The organism is Nonlabens tegetincola (assembly GCF_002117085.1).
Taxonomy (GTDB): domain Bacteria; phylum Bacteroidota; class Bacteroidia; order Flavobacteriales; family Flavobacteriaceae; genus Nonlabens; species Nonlabens tegetincola.
The window spans coordinates 1,781,268-1,797,111 of record NZ_CP019342.1 but is presented as its reverse complement, the minus strand read 5'-3'; the positions used below and the strand labels follow the sequence as shown (position 1 = coordinate 1,797,111).

Genomic DNA, 15,844 nt, shown 5'->3' with positions numbered 1-15,844 from the left:
TATAATTAATAAGGTCTTACAGGTGAATTACTTCATCATAAGCATCTGCTACGGCTTCCATCACAGCTTCACTCATAGTTGGGTGTGGATGAACTGCCTTTAAAATTTCATGACCAGTAGTTTCTAATTTACGTGCAACAACAGCCTCTGCAATCATATCAGTAACTCCAGCGCCTATCATGTGACAACCTAACCACTCTCCATACTTAGCATCAAATATTACTTTTACAAAACCATCGCTTGCGCCACTAGCTTTTGCTTTACCACTTGCGCTGAAAGGAAATTTACCAACCTTAAGCTCATAACCAGCTTCTTTAGCTTGTGCTTCAGTCATACCTACACTGGCAATTTCTGGAGTAGAATAGGTACAACCAGGTATGTTACCATAATCTAATGGTTCCACATGCATACCAGCAATTTTTTCAACACATAAGATTCCTTCTGCACTAGCAACGTGTGCAAGTGCTGGTCCAGCGGTGATGTCACCTATTGCATAGTATCCAGGAATATTAGTCTGGTAGTATTTGTTAACTAGCACCTTACCACGATCAGTAGAAATACCAACCTCTTCTAATCCTATATTTTTAAGGTTAGTTTCGATTCCTACGGCACTCAATACGATATCTGCTTCTAGAACCTCTTCACCTTTTTTAGTTTTAACGGTAGCTTTTACACCATCACCGCTTGTATCTACTTTTGTCACTTCGCTTGAAGTCATTACTTTAATTCCAGACTTCTTAAAGCTGCGTTCCATTTGTTTAGATACATCTACATCCTCTACAGGAACAATACGATCTAGGTATTCTACAATGGTAACCTCGGTTCCCATTGCGTTATAGAAATAAGCAAATTCAACACCTATAGCACCAGATCCTACTACGATTAACTTTTTAGGTTGTTCCTTTAAAGTCATAGCCTCACGGTATCCTATCACTTTTTTACCATCTTGTGGAAGCGATGGAAGAACTCTAGACTTAGCTCCAGTAGCTACAATTACGTGATTTCCTTCTATGGTTTGGGTAGAACCATCCTCGGCTTTTACCTCAACTTTTTTACCTTTTTTAAGTGTTCCATAACCCATGATGACATCGATTTTATTCTTTTTCATCAAGAATTGAACACCTTTACTCATGCCATTTGCAACATCGCGAGAGCGGTTTACAACGGCATCAAAATCTTTATCTACATTATCTGCTTTAAGACCATAATCTTCAGCATGTTTTAGGTAGTTAAAAACATCGGCACTTTTAATAAGTGCTTTAGTAGGAATACAACCCCAGTTTAAACAAACTCCACCTAGAGATTCTTTCTCTACTATGGCAGTTTTCATACCTAGTTGTGAAGCACGTATAGCTGTTACATATCCGCCTGGTCCACTTCCCAAAACGATTACATCATATTTACTCATGTCGATCTTTTTTTTAGAGTCACAAAAATATGCAATAAAGCAATACAGATTGTAAATTTGCCCAACCTTATTCCTATGTATAAAACTATAATACGACCACTGCTTTTTAACTTTGATCCAGAGGCAGTACATCATTTTTCATTCAAAAGTGTTAAGTTATTAAACAAGTTGCCTGGATTTAGTTCGCTTTCGCGAAAGCGCTACCACAACAATCCAAAGTCATTAGAAAGAGAATTATTTGGAATCAAATTTCCAAATCCTGTTGGAATGGCTGCTGGATTTGACAAAGATGCCAAGGCTTTTAAAGAATTTTCAAACCTAGGATTTGGGTTTATTGAAATAGGGACACTTACTCCTAAACCACAAGACGGAAATCCCAAACAACGACTTTTTAGGCTTAAGGATGATGCAGCAATTATTAATAGAATGGGCTTTAATAATGGTGGTGTTGATGCTGCAGTTGAACGATTGAAAAAAAATCCAAGACCTGGTGAAAAAGGGCATGTGATTATCGGTGGGAATATTGGAAAAAACAAGATCACTCCTAATGAGGAAGCTGTCAATGATTACATCATTTGCTTTGAAAAACTATTTGAGTATGTAGATTATTTTACTGTCAACGTGAGTTCACCAAATACGCCAGGTTTACGTGAATTACAAGATCGCAAACCGTTAACTCGTATTTTACAGACTTTACAGGATATTAATAATATGAAGCCAGTACGCAAACCCATATTATTGAAAATAGCCCCAGATCTTACTGATGATCAATTGATGGATATTATAGGGATTGTAGAAGATACAAAGATTGATGGTGTGATTGCTACCAATACAACTATAGAGAGAAACAAATTAAAATCTGCAGAGAGCTTGCAAAATGAAGTCGGTGGATTAAGTGGTGCGCCGCTTACTAATCGCGCAACCCAAGTCATAAGTTTTTTACATTCAAAGAGTAATGGTGCTTTTCCCATTATAGGAGTAGGTGGTATTATGAGTGAAAAGGATGCTCTAGATAAACTTAATGCTGGAGCAAGTCTCGTACAGTTGTATACCGGATTTATTTATGAAGGGCCTGGATTAATAAAAAGGATTAATAAGGCAATTATTGATCAAGGTTAATGATAGAATCTTTAGTTTCTTTTGCGCTTGCCACACTATTACTTGCATTAAGTCCTGGGCCAGATAACATTTTTGTCCTTACACAAAGTGTTGCTCGTGGTAGTAAAATAGGAATTGCCATTGCAACTGGATTAATAACAGGTTGTATTGCTCACACTTCTTTAGTAGCTTTTGGTTTTGCTATTGTAATAAGGGATAACGAGTGGTTATTGCTAGGAATAAAAATAGCCGGTGCCATTTACTTGCTTTATCTTGCTTTTCAAGTATTCAAATCTGACCCATCTATCTCATTGAAGGATTCTCAAACTTCTCAAGGTAATTGGTGGGACATGTTCAAAGTAGGAGTAACTATGAATATTTTGAATCCCAAGGTAAGTTTGTTTTTTCTTGCTTTGCTACCACAGTTTGTAGTTCAAAATGATACTCCTGAATGGATTCAAATTTATATTTTGGGAATAATTTTTATGTTAGTTTCCTTAGTTGTTTTTTACAGTATTGCATTATTAGCAGGTCGGGCAGCTATGTTTATAAAAAACTCCAACTGGTTTCCTTTTTTTATGAAATGGTTGCAAATAGTGGTGTTTGTAGGGATTGCTGTTTTAATACTAATACCTTAAGTTTTAATTGTTACATTATTACAATTAAAAAAAACTAAACATTAGAAACTGACCATTGACAACGCTTTCTCTTTCAATCTTTTCGTTACATTTTCTGGGTAAGTCTTAGTTCCAGCAAAAATACCTGCAACATAATCTGCAAATTCTTGACCATATTTGTTAAGAACAACATTCCTCAATTTAGGATGAGAGTAGAACCATTTGGCCAATTGTTGAGCGGTTTTTATTTGAGGTAGTAAATCGTCATTCAAAAGCTCCAAATAACGTTCACCAGCAATTGTGATGTTGTTAGCGTTTTCAATGATGGATTGTGCAGCTAGATTACCACTTCTTATGGCATTTGAAATACCTTCGGCTGTTAATGGATCGGCAAAACCTGCCGCATCACCTGTGAGAAATACGTTGTTTTTTACAAAACCATCTGTTCTTGGTGTTACAGGAACATTAAACCCATGCTTATCGATATGAGTTACTTCATTGATTCCTATGCGCTTCATGTAGTCCATACACAAGCTTTTCAAATCTGTTTTCTTTTTATCAACACCAAAGGCGCCTACACCTACTGATAAATGATCTTTTTTTGGAAAGCTCCATCCGTAACCACTTTTAATGGCATCAATATCGAATCGAACGATGTCTTTGTGCTTTTTAAACTCTGCATCAGTTACGTAAACCTCGTATTCTAATGCAGGAGCAAGATGTCTAGTCTCATTTTTCCAGCCAGACATCCTTGCCGTAGGACTGTAAACACCATCGGCCGCTATAATTGCTTCAACATTCCAACTTCCTTTATCCGTAACAACTTGAATCACCTGATTATCATGATTGATCGCTGTCAATTTTGTCTGATCTTGTAATTGTACGCCAGCTTCCTGAGCCTTTTTAGTAATTAAATGATCAAATGAATCTCTCATTATCATGGTTACCATAGGTTCTGTAGAGCTTGTTTTTATGGATTTACCATTCTTTAAGAAAATATCAATAGTGTCAAACTGCCTTTCAATAACCGATGAAATATCAAACGACATGGAGTTTAATCCTCGATATACCAGTCCGCCACCACAAACTTTGTAACGAGGTAGTTTTTGTTTTTCAATGAGAATGCATGAAATACCAGCTATTCCTAATTTATAAGCTGCACTTGCACCTGCTGGTCCTGCACCTATTACTGCTACTTGAAAGTCTACTGAACTCATAAGCTGAGAATTGATTGATTAGAAGTTTAAAATTCAAGTTTAAAAATAGATAATTAATCAAAAATCATTTACGCAATCGATTTCATAAAGCTGATGGAGCATCGTATCTTTACCGGTCGATGGAAAAGGTGAAACTTATTGAATGTCCTAGAGACGCCATGCAGGGAATAAAACCTTTTATTCCTACTGATAAAAAAATACAGTACATTCAATCACTGCTGCGTTGTGGCTTTGATACGATTGACTTTGGAAGCTTTGTTTCCCCAAGAGCAATTCCTCAAATGGTTGATACTGCTCAAGTTTTAGCAGGATTAGACTTAACTAAAACGGAAAGCAAATTACTCGCTATTGTTGCAAACATAAGAGGAGCTCAAGATGCTTGTCAACATCCTGAAATTGATTATTTAGGATTTCCTTTTTCAATTTCTGAGAATTTTCAAATGCGTAATACGCATAAGACAATAGAGCAATCTGTCGAAACTCTCAAGGAAATTCTAAACATTGCTCATACTTCGGGAAAACAAGTTGTAGTTTATATTTCAATGGGATTTGGTAACCCTTATGGTGATCCATGGAATGTAGACATAGTAGGTGACTGGGCAGAGAAATTAGCAACAATGGGAGTTCAAATCCTTTCATTGTCCGACACCGTTGGTACCAGCGATCCATCCACTATAGATTATCTATTCTCAAATTTGATACCTATGTATCCGCATGTGGAGTTTGGTGCACATTTACATACTACTCCTACCACATGGCATGAAAAAGTCGATGCTGCCTTTAAAGCAGGATGTCGCAGGTTTGATGGTGCTATTCAAGGATTTGGTGGCTGTCCTATGGCCAAAGATGATCTTACAGGAAACATGCCTACAGAAAAAATGGTGAGTTACTTTAATAACGTAAAGGCGCACTCAAATGTGAACGCAATGTCATTTGAAAGTAGTTATAATGAGGCAACTAAGTTATTTTCCGTATTTCATTAAAGAGTTAAAGATACCTTTTACATTTTATAAGCATAGTTAAACACTATCTTAACGAGATGCTGGTTGTACGGGTCTTACCTTTACAATAAACCTTATTTATATGGCATTCTTAGGTCCTTTGATTAAGACAGCACTCAGTATTCATGAAAATTTGACCTCGGTTACAGACCATGTAAAATCACAGGAAAAGGTCCTGCGTAACATGCTCATCACAGCTCAGGATACTTCGTTTGGTATTTACTATGATTTTGATTCCATTTTAGAAAGTGATGATATTAGGCACGCTTTCGCGAAAGCGATACCTTTCTACGACTATCATAAAATGAACGATCGTTGGTGGGAACAAATGAAACAAGGGAAACCGGATATTACATGGCCAGGTGTACCTAGTTTTTTAGCTAGATCAAGCGGTACAACCGGTAAAAAGTCAAAGATGATACCTGTAACTGATGAAATGATAACAGCCATTAAGGATGCTGGAACCTCACAGGTAAGCGCATTAAGTAATTTTAATTTAGATCCTTCAATTTTTGAAAAAGAGGTCCTCGCATTGGGAAGTTCTACTGATCTTGATCATAAAAATGGGTTTACTATAGGCGAGATTAGTGGAATATCGGCTAGTCAAATTCCAGAATTTTTGAGTTCCTTTTACAAGCCAGGAAAGGAAATTGCAAGTATAGATGATTGGGATGAACGGGTGCGTCAAATTGCAATTCAATCTGAAAATTGGGATATTGGAATGTTAAGCGGTATACCATCCTGGATTGAAATAATGCTTAAAAGAGTGATGGAATATCACAAGGTTGATTCTATCCATGATGTGTGGCCTAACTTGTCTGTATATACCTCTGGTGGAGTTGCCTTTGAGCCGTATCGCAGCAGTTTTGAAAAACTGTTTTCTAAACCTGTTCAAATTGTCGATACTTATCTAGCTAGTGAAGGTTTTATAGCAAGTCAACAAAGACCAGAAACTGACGCCATGCAACTTGTTACTGATGGTGGCATTTATTTTGAATTTGTTCCTTTTAAACCTGAATACATAAATCCAGATGGGAGTATTGTTGAAGATGCTCCAGTTTTGCATTTAGGCGCAGTGAAGGAAAATGTGGATTATGCATTAATAATTTCAACGGTATCTGGTGCCTGGCGTTATTTAATAGGTGATACGATTAAATTTACTAATGTTGATCGCGCTGAAATTAAAATCACAGGAAGGACAAAGTTCTTTCTAAATGTAGTAGGTAGTCAATTATCCGTACTTAAAATGGAAACAGCGATAACAGATCTGCAAAACAAATTTGATACAGCAATCAAGGAGTTTACGGTTTGTGCCAAAAAAATAAAGGTGAGTTTTATCACGTTTGGACGTTAGGAACAACCACTGAGGTAAGTGAGAAAGAACTAGCATCACATCTTGATGATTTACTTCAAAAAGCAAATAAAAATTATAAAGTTGCAAGATCAAAGGCCTTAAAGGGTGTGATAGTTAATAAAGTTGCACCAGAGATATTTTCAAAATGGAATGATTACAACAAGAAGAAAGGTGGTCAGGTAAAAATGGAAAAAGTTATGAAAGAAGATACTTTTAAGGAATGGGAGCAATTTTGTAAATCGACCATTACTTAGGCGCAAGCTCTTCTCTAGTAGGTTTTTCACAAGTATCACCATATCTATTAATCAATTCTAAAATTTCCTCGGGAGATAAATAAAATTTACGCATGTGATTTTTATAAGTCTCTGATAAACTAGTGTGGTTTAAAATAAAATTCTTGGTTTTGATTATATGTTCTCCCATGCCATGTCTTACAGCATATTCATCGGCAGTGCGTTCTACTTCTTGAATGTGTGCGGATGAATACAAATATTTAATCCCAAAAATTAACATTCCTAAACTGCTCCTTTTACGATAATCCATCACATGACCTAATTCATGACCTAACCATCCTACAAGTACATCATAAGGAATTTCATTCACCGTGAAAATTTCGTTTTCTACTCTAAACTCCTTACTTATTAGGATAATATAACTACGATGTTTTCTTCTTTTTAAAAAGCTTATCCATTTGGGTTGAGCTTGCATAAAATTTTTACGCACCATATTATTAAACTTAAATTCAATAGGTGTGTGATAAAGTTCAGGAAAATAACTAACAGCTTCATTTACTGCATCAATAATACTAGCTGGAGCCTTTATTTTAGAATATGACATATTTTCTAAATTAGTATTTAGCACAAAAATTGTCGTGAAAATCAGGTTAAAATAATTGATTTCAATACAGAACAAGTCTAATTAAAACAACATATTTGCATCACAAACTAACAAGTGTTAGTTTTGTTTTAAATCAACGACTTATTCAACGTGAATACATTTCATAACATAACATTATCTGAGGTCTATAAAGAAACTGATGATACGACGGTACTTGCTTTTGACGTACCCGAAGAACTTAAAAAAGAGTTTAATTATCGTCAGGGACAGTTTTTGACATTGCGAGCAACAATCGATGGCGAGGATGTTAGACGCAGTTACTCTTTATGCAGTAGTCCTCTTGATGATGAGTGGAAGGTAGCCGTGAAGGAAATTTACCAGGGTAAATTTTCAACTTTTGTAAATCGAAAGCTTAAAGCTGGTGACTCAATACAAGTAGCAGCGCCTAGCGGTGATTTTGGTATTGAATGTTACAGTGAGGCAGAAAGTAAGAATTATGTCGCTTTTGCTGCTGGTTCGGGTATTACACCTATGCTTAGTATAATTAAAACGCATTTGAAAAAAGAACCACTCGCTAAGTTCAAATTATTTTATTTGAATAGAACCGCGAGCTCAATCATTTTTAAGGAAGAAATAGAAGCTCTTAAAAATCAATATTTGAGCAGGTTTGAAGTGTTTTATTTTTTGAGTAGAGAGCACCGCGATATACCTTTATTTAACGGCCGCTTTGATAAGGAAAAGATGCAAACTCTTACTCAAACTTTGATTAATGCGCCGCACACTGATCATGCTTTTATTTGTGGACCTGAAGAGATGATTTTTTTAATTCGCGATGAATTAGTTGCTGCTGGTATGAAGGCTGAAAACGTTCATTACGAATTGTTTGTAAGTGGTTTAAGTGAAGAAGATAAAGCAAGAGCTGCAGCTGCCCTTGAACAAAAAGTGGATGGTGTTGAGGTCACAATTATTGATGGAAGCAAAGAATTCCATTTTGTTTTAGGTGATGATCATGATAATGTTTTAGACGGAGCGATTGCAGCAGGAGCTGATCTTCCCTACGCTTGTAAAGGTGGTGTATGTAGTACGTGTAAGTGTAAGGTTAAAGAAGGTAGTGTAGCTATGAAAGTTAATTATGCTCTTACTGAAGAAGAGGTCGCCAAAGGTTTGGTGCTTAGTTGCGTAAGTGTTCCGACTAGTAAAAAATTAGTAGTTGATTATGATGTTTAATTTAATAAGTACCTATCTTTAATAGGAACTATTGATAAAACATTTAAGTTTAATTCACATTACAGTACCTTATAGGTAATGAAGTGATAATATCGAGAAATTATGAGTGAAGCAGAAATTAAAAGTTTAGAAGCACAGTTTGAGGCTAAAATCGAAAATGATGAAAAAATTGAGCCGAAAGACTGGATGCCAGAGAAGTATCGTAAAACTCACATACGTCAGATTTCACAACATGCCCATTCTGAAATCGTAGGTATGTTACCCGAGGGAAATTGGATAACAAGAGCACCTTCACTCAGACGTAAGGCTGCGTTATTAGCCAAAGTTCAGGACGAGGCAGGTCATGGTTTGTATCTATATAGCGCTTGTGAAACCTTAGGAATTTCGAGAGAAGAATTATACAATCAATTACATACAGGAGCAGCCAAATACAGTTCTATTTTTAATTATCCTACTTTAACTTGGGCTGACATGGGAGCTATAGGTTGGTTAGTAGATGGTGCTGCTATCATCAATCAAGTGCCACTTTGTAGTACGTCTTACGGACCATATGCAAGAGCTATGGTGCGTGTTTGTAAGGAAGAAAGCTTTCACCAGAGACAAGGTTATGAAATTATGCTTTCCCTTTGTAACGGTACAGAAGAGCAAAAACAAATGGCTCAAGATGCATTAAATAGATGGTGGTGGCCATCCTTAATGATGCTTGGACCAGAAGATAAAGACAGTGTGCACACTGAGCAATCAATGAAATGGAAGCTTAAACGCAAAACTAATGATGAGCTTAGACAACAGTTCATTGACCAAACTGTTCCACAAGCCGATATTCTAGGACTTACTATACCAGATCCTGAATTAAAATGGAATGAAGAAAAAGGAGGTTATGATTTTGGTCCAATAGATTGGGATGAGTTTTGGCAAGTAGTAAAGGGTCATGGACCAATGAACAAAAAAAGACTGGATGATCGCAGAAATGCTTGGGAAAAAGGAAAATGGGTGAGAGATGCTGCGATGGCATACGCTCAGAAACAAAACGAGCGTAAAAATAAGCAAGCTATCTAATCAAGAACTTAATATATTATGAGTAAAGAAATTCCATTATGGGAAGTATTCATTAGATCTAAAAATGGTCTAGAACACAGGCACTGTGGTAGTTTACATGCCGAGGATGCAGAAATGGCACTCAATAATGCTCGAGATGTGTATACACGTAGAAATGAAGGTGTGAGTATTTGGGTGGTAGAAAGTAAACATATCACTGCAAGCAATCCACAAGATAGTGGAGAGTTATTTGAGCCTGCTGCCGATAAGGTGTATAGGCATCCTACTTTTTATGAGTTGCCAGACGAGTTGAAACATATGTAATATGCTAATACTATAAGAGATGTTTGGGGAAAATTGGACATATTAGTTCAGAAAGGAAATGGAAATAAGAATGTTAATTTTCACTTCATCTTAAATGAGAATTACGATTAGATATTCTTATAGTTATTAAAATATATAACTCTTTTGATAAGGCATCTTTTAAATTAGTAATGACGCCATTAATTGAGATTAAGATAAAATAAGTCTATACCTAAAACTAGACTTTAATTACAACTAGCGAAAATGAAACCGATAAGAGAATTAAACCCACAATTCCTAGAGTCCAAGGAAAATAAACAACACCTGATCGACTATCTTTTAGGTGTTGCCGATAATTATTTAATCTTAGCTCAACGACTAGGTGAATTATGTGGTCATGGACCTAATCTAGAACCTGATATCGCTATTACAAACATTTCGCTCGATCTTTTAGGTCAAGTTCGCAGTTTTTATCAGTATATATCTCAATTAAAAGGTGACGGAAGTACCGAGGACGATATTGCCTTTTTAAGAAAAGAGCGTGAGTATAGAAGTGTATTACTGGTACAACAACCCAATACAGATTTTGCCTATGTAATTGCAAGACAGTTTTTCTTTGACGTTTACAATAAAATGTTTTTGAATGCCTTGCAACAAAGCGCCGATGAAACACTGAGAGCACTTGCATTTAAAGGTATTAAAGAGGCGAGTTATCACGAACGTTTCTCAGGAGATTGGTTAAAGAGATTAGGTGATGGAACAGAGGAAAGTCATGATAAAGCTCAAAAAGCGGTTAATGATCTTTGGGTGTTTACAGATGAACTTTTTCAAGTAAATGAATCTGATTCAGCGATGATTGATGCTGGTGTAGCTCCAGATATGCTACAATTAAGAGAGTACTATTATGAAAAAGTAGAAAACTTGCTGACAGAGGCAACTCTGGAAGTTCCAGAAGTACCTTACTTTCAAAAAGGAGGGAAAAACGGACTTCACAGTGAGTACATGGGATACATCCTTGCAGAAATGCAATATATGCAGCGTACCTACCCGAATAGCAAATGGTAGTATTGATTGAATCCTCTACAGTGAGTTATAGTGGCGGTTAAATACTTTTTTGATAGCACTGTCGTTTTAAATGACTTGCAGTGAGGCTTTTAAAATTAAGAACATCTAAAGATTTAATTGTTTTACCAGTACTTTATTCTACTGGAGCATTCAAACTTTGAGTTTAACCCAATTTAAATTGAAGCAAAGATTATTTTCATTGTATTGGCTAACTAAAGAAATAAAATATTTACAGACATAGAGATGAGTAGTGATTCTAAAACAAATTCTTATGAATTAAATTCTGAACAATTTTTGGACTTACCCAAAGATGTTTTAGATATTTTAGAGTCTGTTTCTGATCCAGAGATTCCAGTCTTGAGTGTTATTGATTTAGGTGTAATCAGAAGTGTGCAGTTAGATGAAAATCATGTAACCATTAAACTTACACCTACATATAGTGGATGTCCGGCAATGGATGTTATAGGAGATGATTTAGATCGCGCTTTCGCGAAAGCGGGCTACACAACCACCGTACAACTTATCATGTCACCGCCATGGACAACCGATTGGATTACAGAGCGTGGTCGTAAAGCTATGGAAGAATATGGTATAGCTGCTCCTCTAGAACCAACTGCCGATAAAGATGTTCTACTTAATAATAAAAAGTTGGTCAAATGTACTAACTGTGGTTCGACTAATACAAAACTAGTCAGTCAATTTGGTTCAACAGCTTGTAAAGCCATGTTTCAATGTGATGATTGTCTAGAGCCCTTTGACTATTTCAAGTGTTTGAAGTAAGAAGAGGTTTATTCTTTAATCAATTTAATAACGGCAGACCTACCGTTACCGACAACTTTCAAAAAAAAGATTCCTGGAGAAAGGTTATTTAGTTTTATGACACCTTCGTGGTACTCGCCACTATATAATCGTATGCCTGTTACCCCAAATAATTCAAATTTTCCATTTTCTAATTGTGAAATGTGTAATTCATTATGGTTATTTATAGGATTGGGATATACAGTAACATTTTCTTTAGAATCATTAATCGACGCTGAAGAATCAAATGTGCTGGTCCATTCTTCAGTAAAAACAGCGGGATTATAATCAAAGAAAATTCTTGCTTGGGCACTAATAACATCACCTACTGAAAAACCAGCACGAGGTTTAATACGGTATTTTACATAGCCTTGACTAGCTTGTTCATCTAGCGATTGTGGAACTAGTTGAATATTATCAAAATACCAGTCTAATTCGTTACCAGTTATGGTATAAGTATAACTATGACTACTAGAAAGCATTTCTAGTGTCGTTAAATCAAGCATAGCATCTAGTGAGGACAAAATTCGTACAAATTGGGCATTTGCAGTTCCTTCATTTTGAAACCGTATGGTGTATTCTAAAAAATCAGTGGTAGAAAATAAATTTATAGGAATTGAAGGACCTCTTATTTCAGTAATATCATTAGGATCATATGAAGCAATTATACTAACATCAATGTTTTGAGTGTTGTTACCCGTGTCTATATCTATAGATGTAGGTAGTATAGTAGTATTATGAGAGAAAACATCTCCCATTTGTACACCAGTGATTGGCGTGTCCATAACTACATCTATCTCTTTTTGAGAAAAATAGGGTATAGAGTAATTCATAATAAACCCAGAAGTTGTTGCCGTAGCAACTCCATTGACCAATAAGTCATTGCCATTTTGATCAAACACATTTAGAATACTTGCGTTTGGATCTGCGGTGAATTGTAAATTACCTGTGCTTATTCCAGGGCTGCGGTTGTCAATTGTAATTCTACATCTACTGGCAAATCCTGGATTTGGTGATGCCAGATTTGTTAGGTATACAGCAGTGTCTCTATTTGAACTAGAATTTTCTGTTAGGGCAAATGGAGCGTAAAATGTTTGATTGATCGTCGTGGTAACATCGTCGTAATCTGGTGTTGTTATAGTGTAAAAACTTGAACTATTAGTTAGTATTGCTTTGACATCGTTCAATTGAATCCCTGGATTACTATCGAAGCGTCTTACAATACCATCATTACCAGAGTTAATTATCAAGGCACTAGCTGGATCATTATCTTTAATAAATTCAAAATCGACATATGGGACATTGACTTCGTTTGTGTCACGCATACCATTGTTATTTTCATCTAAAAAAGCACTTGCCTCTATGGTACCAAAATCTGATGATACAAAACCGTGACTCATATTAAAATTAAAGGCAAGAGTACCGTTAGGAATAAAGGGATTATCACCATCTGTAAGTTGATAGTTACGTGTACCATTTGCAGGAAGTGTATTAACATCTATGATGGCACCATAAGTGAAATTACCTGGACTATTATTCTGTAGAAAACTATTATCAAAATACCACCATCCAGTTTCATTTGTCATCAAAAAATCTGTATTACCAGCACTATCATATAAATTTATCCTTACCTGTGGTAAGAATGTATCTATTCCTGCATCGTATTGACCGTTCAAATTGTCGTCAATATAAATGACACCATAACTAGGTGATTCTAAAACAAAATAATCAGTTGGACCATCGTTAATACTGTTTCCTTGAAAATCTCTACCGTCAGAAAGTTCTGTAATGGTAGCAGTACCATCACTAGCAGTAAGAGTAGCTTGAGTGTTGCGCAATCCTATTCCTGCATAATTGTCTCCAGACAACGGTATACGACCTGTTATATATACCTGAATTCCAGGTGGCAAGGTAGATGGAGTGACCACTACATTCTGTAAAACTGCATCGGGATGATTGATCGTGACATTAGTATAGGTTGCTGTAGGAGATAAATTTGATATAAAGTAAGTAACATCTGCATATCCACCCATCGGCCCATTACTCACCACTAATTCAAAATCTATATCGCCTTGTTGGGAAAATCCTAAAGCACTCCATAGCACTATTATGACAGAGAAGTATTTCATGGCTGGTAGTTTGTTTGAAAATATAAAAGATTTTGAACTCTTCGATTAACATAGAGTTAAATCTACATCGATTTTAATTCCGCTTTCGCGAAAGCGTACTAACCATTAACTTTACATAAATTAATAATCCTTTATTCATCAACCCAGGTATAGCCTAGGTAGAAATACGTAAATCATATGTCAAACAGTATTTTGCTTCAAATTGAAAATAATATCGCCACTATAACTCTTAATAGACCCAAGGTTTTTAATTCTTTTAATAAAGAAATGGCCCATGCGATGCAAGATGCTTTGGATCGTTGTAAAGAAGATGATGTGCGTGCTGTAATGATTGTTGGAGAAGGTAAAGCTTTTTGTGCTGGTCAAGACATTCAAGAGATTACTGATCCAGAACTTAATCCTGGTTTTAAGGCTATACTAGACGACCATTACAATCCTATAGTGATCAAGATACGTGACCTAGAAAAACCTGTTGTAGCTGCAGTAAATGGTGTTGCTGCTGGTGCTGGAGCAAACATCGCATTGTGTTGTGATGTGGTAATTGCAGCAGAAAGTGCTGCGTTTATTCAAGCATTTAGTAAAATAGGGTTAATTCCAGATAGTGCTGGGACTTGGTTCTTACCACGATTAATTGGTTTTGGTAAGGCGAGTGCTATCGCTATGCTAGCCGATAAAATTACCGCAAACGAGGCTGAACAAATGGGTATGATTTATAAAGCTATAAAAGATGATGAGTTTTTAGCTTTCGCGAAAGCTAAAACAGAAAAACTAGCAAACCTACCTACCATTGCCCTGGCTAATACAAAAAAAGCATTCAACGCAAGTTATTCAAACAACGTTGAACAACAATTAGCCTTAGAAAGTAAACTTCAAATTGAAAGCGCACAAACCGAGGATTACAAAGAAGGTGTTGCAGCTTTTATGGAAAAACGCAGTCCAAAGTTCAAAGGGAATTAATATAAAAACGAACCTATTAGTCTGTAAAATAGCGCTTTAAGATAGTTTAATAAAATTTTAACAAAACCACTTTTCATAAGCTGACGTAAATAGAATTGAGAGCCGATTAACTTTTAATTCTCACACTTATGAAAAAAAATAAATTTTACTTACTATTTGCCGCTATGGCAATCGTAGGGCTGGTCGTGATCGCAGCAGATCATATTGACGCGCCTGCAGTACAAGGTGGTACAAGTGATATCACCGATTTTTATGCCTTCCAAGGTGAAAACTCTAATAACATTGCATTTGTTGCAAATGTGCAAGGGTTGTTATCGCCAAATGCAACTGGAGCAGCATCTTTTGATGAAAACGTGCTAGTTGAATTCAACATTGATACCGATGGTGATAATGTTGAAGATCTAGTAATACAAGCTATTCCAAAGGATGGGCAAATGTATGTTTTTGGTCCAGATGCTCCTATGGGAACTGGTCTTAACAGTAGTATTCTTACCAATTCAAATAATCAACTAGTAGTGGATATTACGCCGTATGGTCAAAATGCTATTGTTGAAAGTTCAAATGGAATGATGGCGTTTGCAGGTCCTAGAGATGATCCTTTTTTCATGGATTTTGCTCAATATGGCGAGATCATTGCCGGAAATGCTACAAGTTTTAATAATCCTGGTACTGACACTTTTGCTGGTACTAATGTAATGTCGATTGTAGTTGAGGTGCCTAAGTCTATGATAGGTGGATCAGGAACTATCAATACTTGGGTAGAGACTAAAAGAAAACAATAACCTTAAAACGAAT

Annotated in this window: 14 protein-coding genes and 1 pseudogene; 11 read left to right on the top strand and 4 right to left on the bottom strand. The window is 36.1% G+C overall.

Translation table 11 applies throughout. The annotated features are described in order from the left end of the window. Positions 1-16: 16 nt before the first annotated feature. Positions 17-1,408 carry a dihydrolipoyl dehydrogenase gene (gene lpdA / locus BST91_RS08540; protein ID WP_042277586.1) on the bottom strand — a complete coding sequence of 464 codons (1,392 nt, stop codon included), beginning with the start codon at positions 1,406-1,408 and terminating at the stop codon, positions 17-19. A gap of 75 nt (positions 1,409-1,483) precedes the next feature. Here lpdA and BST91_RS08535 point away from each other — a divergent pair, with 75 nt between their 5' ends. Both BST91_RS08535 and BST91_RS08530 read left to right on the top strand, forming a co-directional pair. Next, on the top strand, positions 1,484-2,527 hold the full coding sequence (locus tag BST91_RS08535; protein ID WP_085775147.1) for a quinone-dependent dihydroorotate dehydrogenase: 1,044 nt from the start codon (positions 1,484-1,486) through the stop codon (positions 2,525-2,527). Next, a complete protein-coding gene (locus tag BST91_RS08530) occupies positions 2,527-3,144 on the top strand; it encodes a LysE family translocator (protein WP_085775146.1) in 618 nt (205 codons plus the stop codon). Before BST91_RS08535 ends, BST91_RS08530 begins: the two co-directional genes overlap by 1 nt. A 41-nt stretch (positions 3,145-3,185) precedes the next feature. Here BST91_RS08530 and BST91_RS08525 read toward each other — a convergent pair whose 3' ends face one another. Next, the gene (locus BST91_RS08525) at positions 3,186-4,340 is read right to left on the bottom strand and encodes an NAD(P)/FAD-dependent oxidoreductase (protein ID WP_085775145.1); all 1,155 of its coding nucleotides are present in this window, start codon (positions 4,338-4,340) and stop codon (positions 3,186-3,188) included. Positions 4,341-4,459: 119 nt separating this feature from the next. On the opposite strand from BST91_RS08525, the gene BST91_RS08520 reads away from it, so the two are divergent. Both BST91_RS08520 and BST91_RS08515 read left to right on the top strand, forming a co-directional pair. Beyond that, positions 4,460-5,323 carry a hydroxymethylglutaryl-CoA lyase gene (locus BST91_RS08520; RefSeq protein ID WP_085775144.1) on the top strand — a complete coding sequence of 288 codons (864 nt, stop codon included), beginning with the start codon at positions 4,460-4,462 and terminating at the stop codon, positions 5,321-5,323. 100 nt (positions 5,324-5,423) lie between these two features. Continuing rightward, positions 5,424-6,949 (top strand): annotated as a pseudogene (locus BST91_RS08515) (GH3 family domain-containing protein). Here BST91_RS08515 and BST91_RS08510 read toward each other — a convergent pair. Beyond that, positions 6,942-7,532 (bottom strand): hypothetical protein, encoded by a 591-nt coding sequence (locus BST91_RS08510; protein ID WP_085775143.1) that lies wholly within the window; start codon positions 7,530-7,532, stop codon positions 6,942-6,944. The pseudogene BST91_RS08515 and the gene BST91_RS08510 sit on opposite strands and share 8 nt — an antisense overlap. Positions 7,533-7,682: 150 nt before the next feature. Here BST91_RS08510 and BST91_RS08505 point away from each other — a divergent pair, with 150 nt between their 5' ends. From BST91_RS08505 to paaD, 5 genes are all read left to right on the top strand, one after another. Next, positions 7,683-8,759 carry a 2Fe-2S iron-sulfur cluster-binding protein gene (locus BST91_RS08505; RefSeq protein WP_085775142.1) on the top strand — a complete coding sequence of 359 codons (1,077 nt, stop codon included), beginning with the start codon at positions 7,683-7,685 and terminating at the stop codon, positions 8,757-8,759. A gap of 102 nt (positions 8,760-8,861) precedes the next feature. Continuing rightward, the gene (gene paaA / locus BST91_RS08500) at positions 8,862-9,818 is read left to right on the top strand and encodes a 1,2-phenylacetyl-CoA epoxidase subunit PaaA (protein ID WP_085775141.1); all 957 of its coding nucleotides are present in this window, start codon (positions 8,862-8,864) and stop codon (positions 9,816-9,818) included. Positions 9,819-9,836: 18 nt separating this feature from the next. Continuing rightward, positions 9,837-10,121 (top strand): 1,2-phenylacetyl-CoA epoxidase subunit PaaB, encoded by a 285-nt coding sequence (gene paaB / locus BST91_RS08495; RefSeq protein WP_042277605.1) that lies wholly within the window; start codon positions 9,837-9,839, stop codon positions 10,119-10,121. Positions 10,122-10,364: 243 nt separating this feature from the next. Continuing rightward, positions 10,365-11,165 (top strand): 1,2-phenylacetyl-CoA epoxidase subunit PaaC, encoded by an 801-nt coding sequence (gene paaC, locus BST91_RS08490; RefSeq protein WP_060524112.1) that lies wholly within the window; start codon positions 10,365-10,367, stop codon positions 11,163-11,165. 243 nt (positions 11,166-11,408) lie between these two features. Next, the gene (gene paaD / locus BST91_RS08485; protein ID WP_085775140.1) at positions 11,409-11,945 is read left to right on the top strand and encodes a 1,2-phenylacetyl-CoA epoxidase subunit PaaD; all 537 of its coding nucleotides are present in this window, start codon (positions 11,409-11,411) and stop codon (positions 11,943-11,945) included. Positions 11,946-11,953: 8 nt separating this feature from the next. Here paaD and BST91_RS08480 read toward each other — a convergent pair whose 3' ends face one another. After that, positions 11,954-14,092 (bottom strand): T9SS type A sorting domain-containing protein, encoded by a 2,139-nt coding sequence (locus BST91_RS08480; protein ID WP_085775139.1) that lies wholly within the window; start codon positions 14,090-14,092, stop codon positions 11,954-11,956. A gap of 177 nt (positions 14,093-14,269) precedes the next feature. Between BST91_RS08480 and BST91_RS08475 the strand changes: the two genes are divergently transcribed. Together BST91_RS08475 and BST91_RS13410 are read left to right on the top strand one after the other, a co-directional pair. Continuing rightward, complete coding sequence (locus BST91_RS08475) at positions 14,270-15,049, top strand: enoyl-CoA hydratase-related protein (RefSeq protein ID WP_085775138.1); 780 nt, start codon at positions 14,270-14,272, stop codon at positions 15,047-15,049. Between the two features lie 128 nt (positions 15,050-15,177). Then, the gene (locus BST91_RS13410) at positions 15,178-15,831 is read left to right on the top strand and encodes a DUF4331 family protein (protein ID WP_042277616.1); all 654 of its coding nucleotides are present in this window, start codon (positions 15,178-15,180) and stop codon (positions 15,829-15,831) included. Positions 15,832-15,844 lie beyond the last annotated feature (13 nt).

Bases quoted from the DNA above. Each gene is read 5' to 3' on its own strand.
- lpdA (WP_042277586.1), bottom strand. From the start codon at position 1,408: ATGAGTAAATATGATGTAATCGTTTTGGGAAGTGGACCAGGCGGATAT.
- BST91_RS08535 (WP_085775147.1), top strand. From the start codon at position 1,484: ATGTATAAAACTATAATACGACCACTGCTTTTTAACTTTGATCCAGAG.
- BST91_RS08530 (WP_085775146.1), top strand. From the start codon at position 2,527: ATGATAGAATCTTTAGTTTCTTTTGCGCTTGCCACACTATTACTTGCA.
- BST91_RS08525 (WP_085775145.1), bottom strand. From the start codon at position 4,340: ATGAGTTCAGTAGACTTTCAAGTAGCAGTAATAGGTGCAGGACCAGCA.
- BST91_RS08520 (WP_085775144.1), top strand. From the start codon at position 4,460: ATGGAAAAGGTGAAACTTATTGAATGTCCTAGAGACGCCATGCAGGGA.
- BST91_RS08510 (WP_085775143.1), bottom strand. From the start codon at position 7,532: ATGTCATATTCTAAAATAAAGGCTCCAGCTAGTATTATTGATGCAGTA.
- paaA (WP_085775141.1), top strand. From the start codon at position 8,862: ATGAGTGAAGCAGAAATTAAAAGTTTAGAAGCACAGTTTGAGGCTAAA.
- paaB (WP_042277605.1), top strand. From the start codon at position 9,837: ATGAGTAAAGAAATTCCATTATGGGAAGTATTCATTAGATCTAAAAAT.
- paaC (WP_060524112.1), top strand. From the start codon at position 10,365: ATGAAACCGATAAGAGAATTAAACCCACAATTCCTAGAGTCCAAGGAA.
- paaD (WP_085775140.1), top strand. From the start codon at position 11,409: ATGAGTAGTGATTCTAAAACAAATTCTTATGAATTAAATTCTGAACAA.
- BST91_RS08480 (WP_085775139.1), bottom strand. From the start codon at position 14,092: ATGAAATACTTCTCTGTCATAATAGTGCTATGGAGTGCTTTAGGATTT.
- BST91_RS08475 (WP_085775138.1), top strand. From the start codon at position 14,270: ATGTCAAACAGTATTTTGCTTCAAATTGAAAATAATATCGCCACTATA.
- BST91_RS13410 (WP_042277616.1), top strand. From the start codon at position 15,178: ATGAAAAAAAATAAATTTTACTTACTATTTGCCGCTATGGCAATCGTA.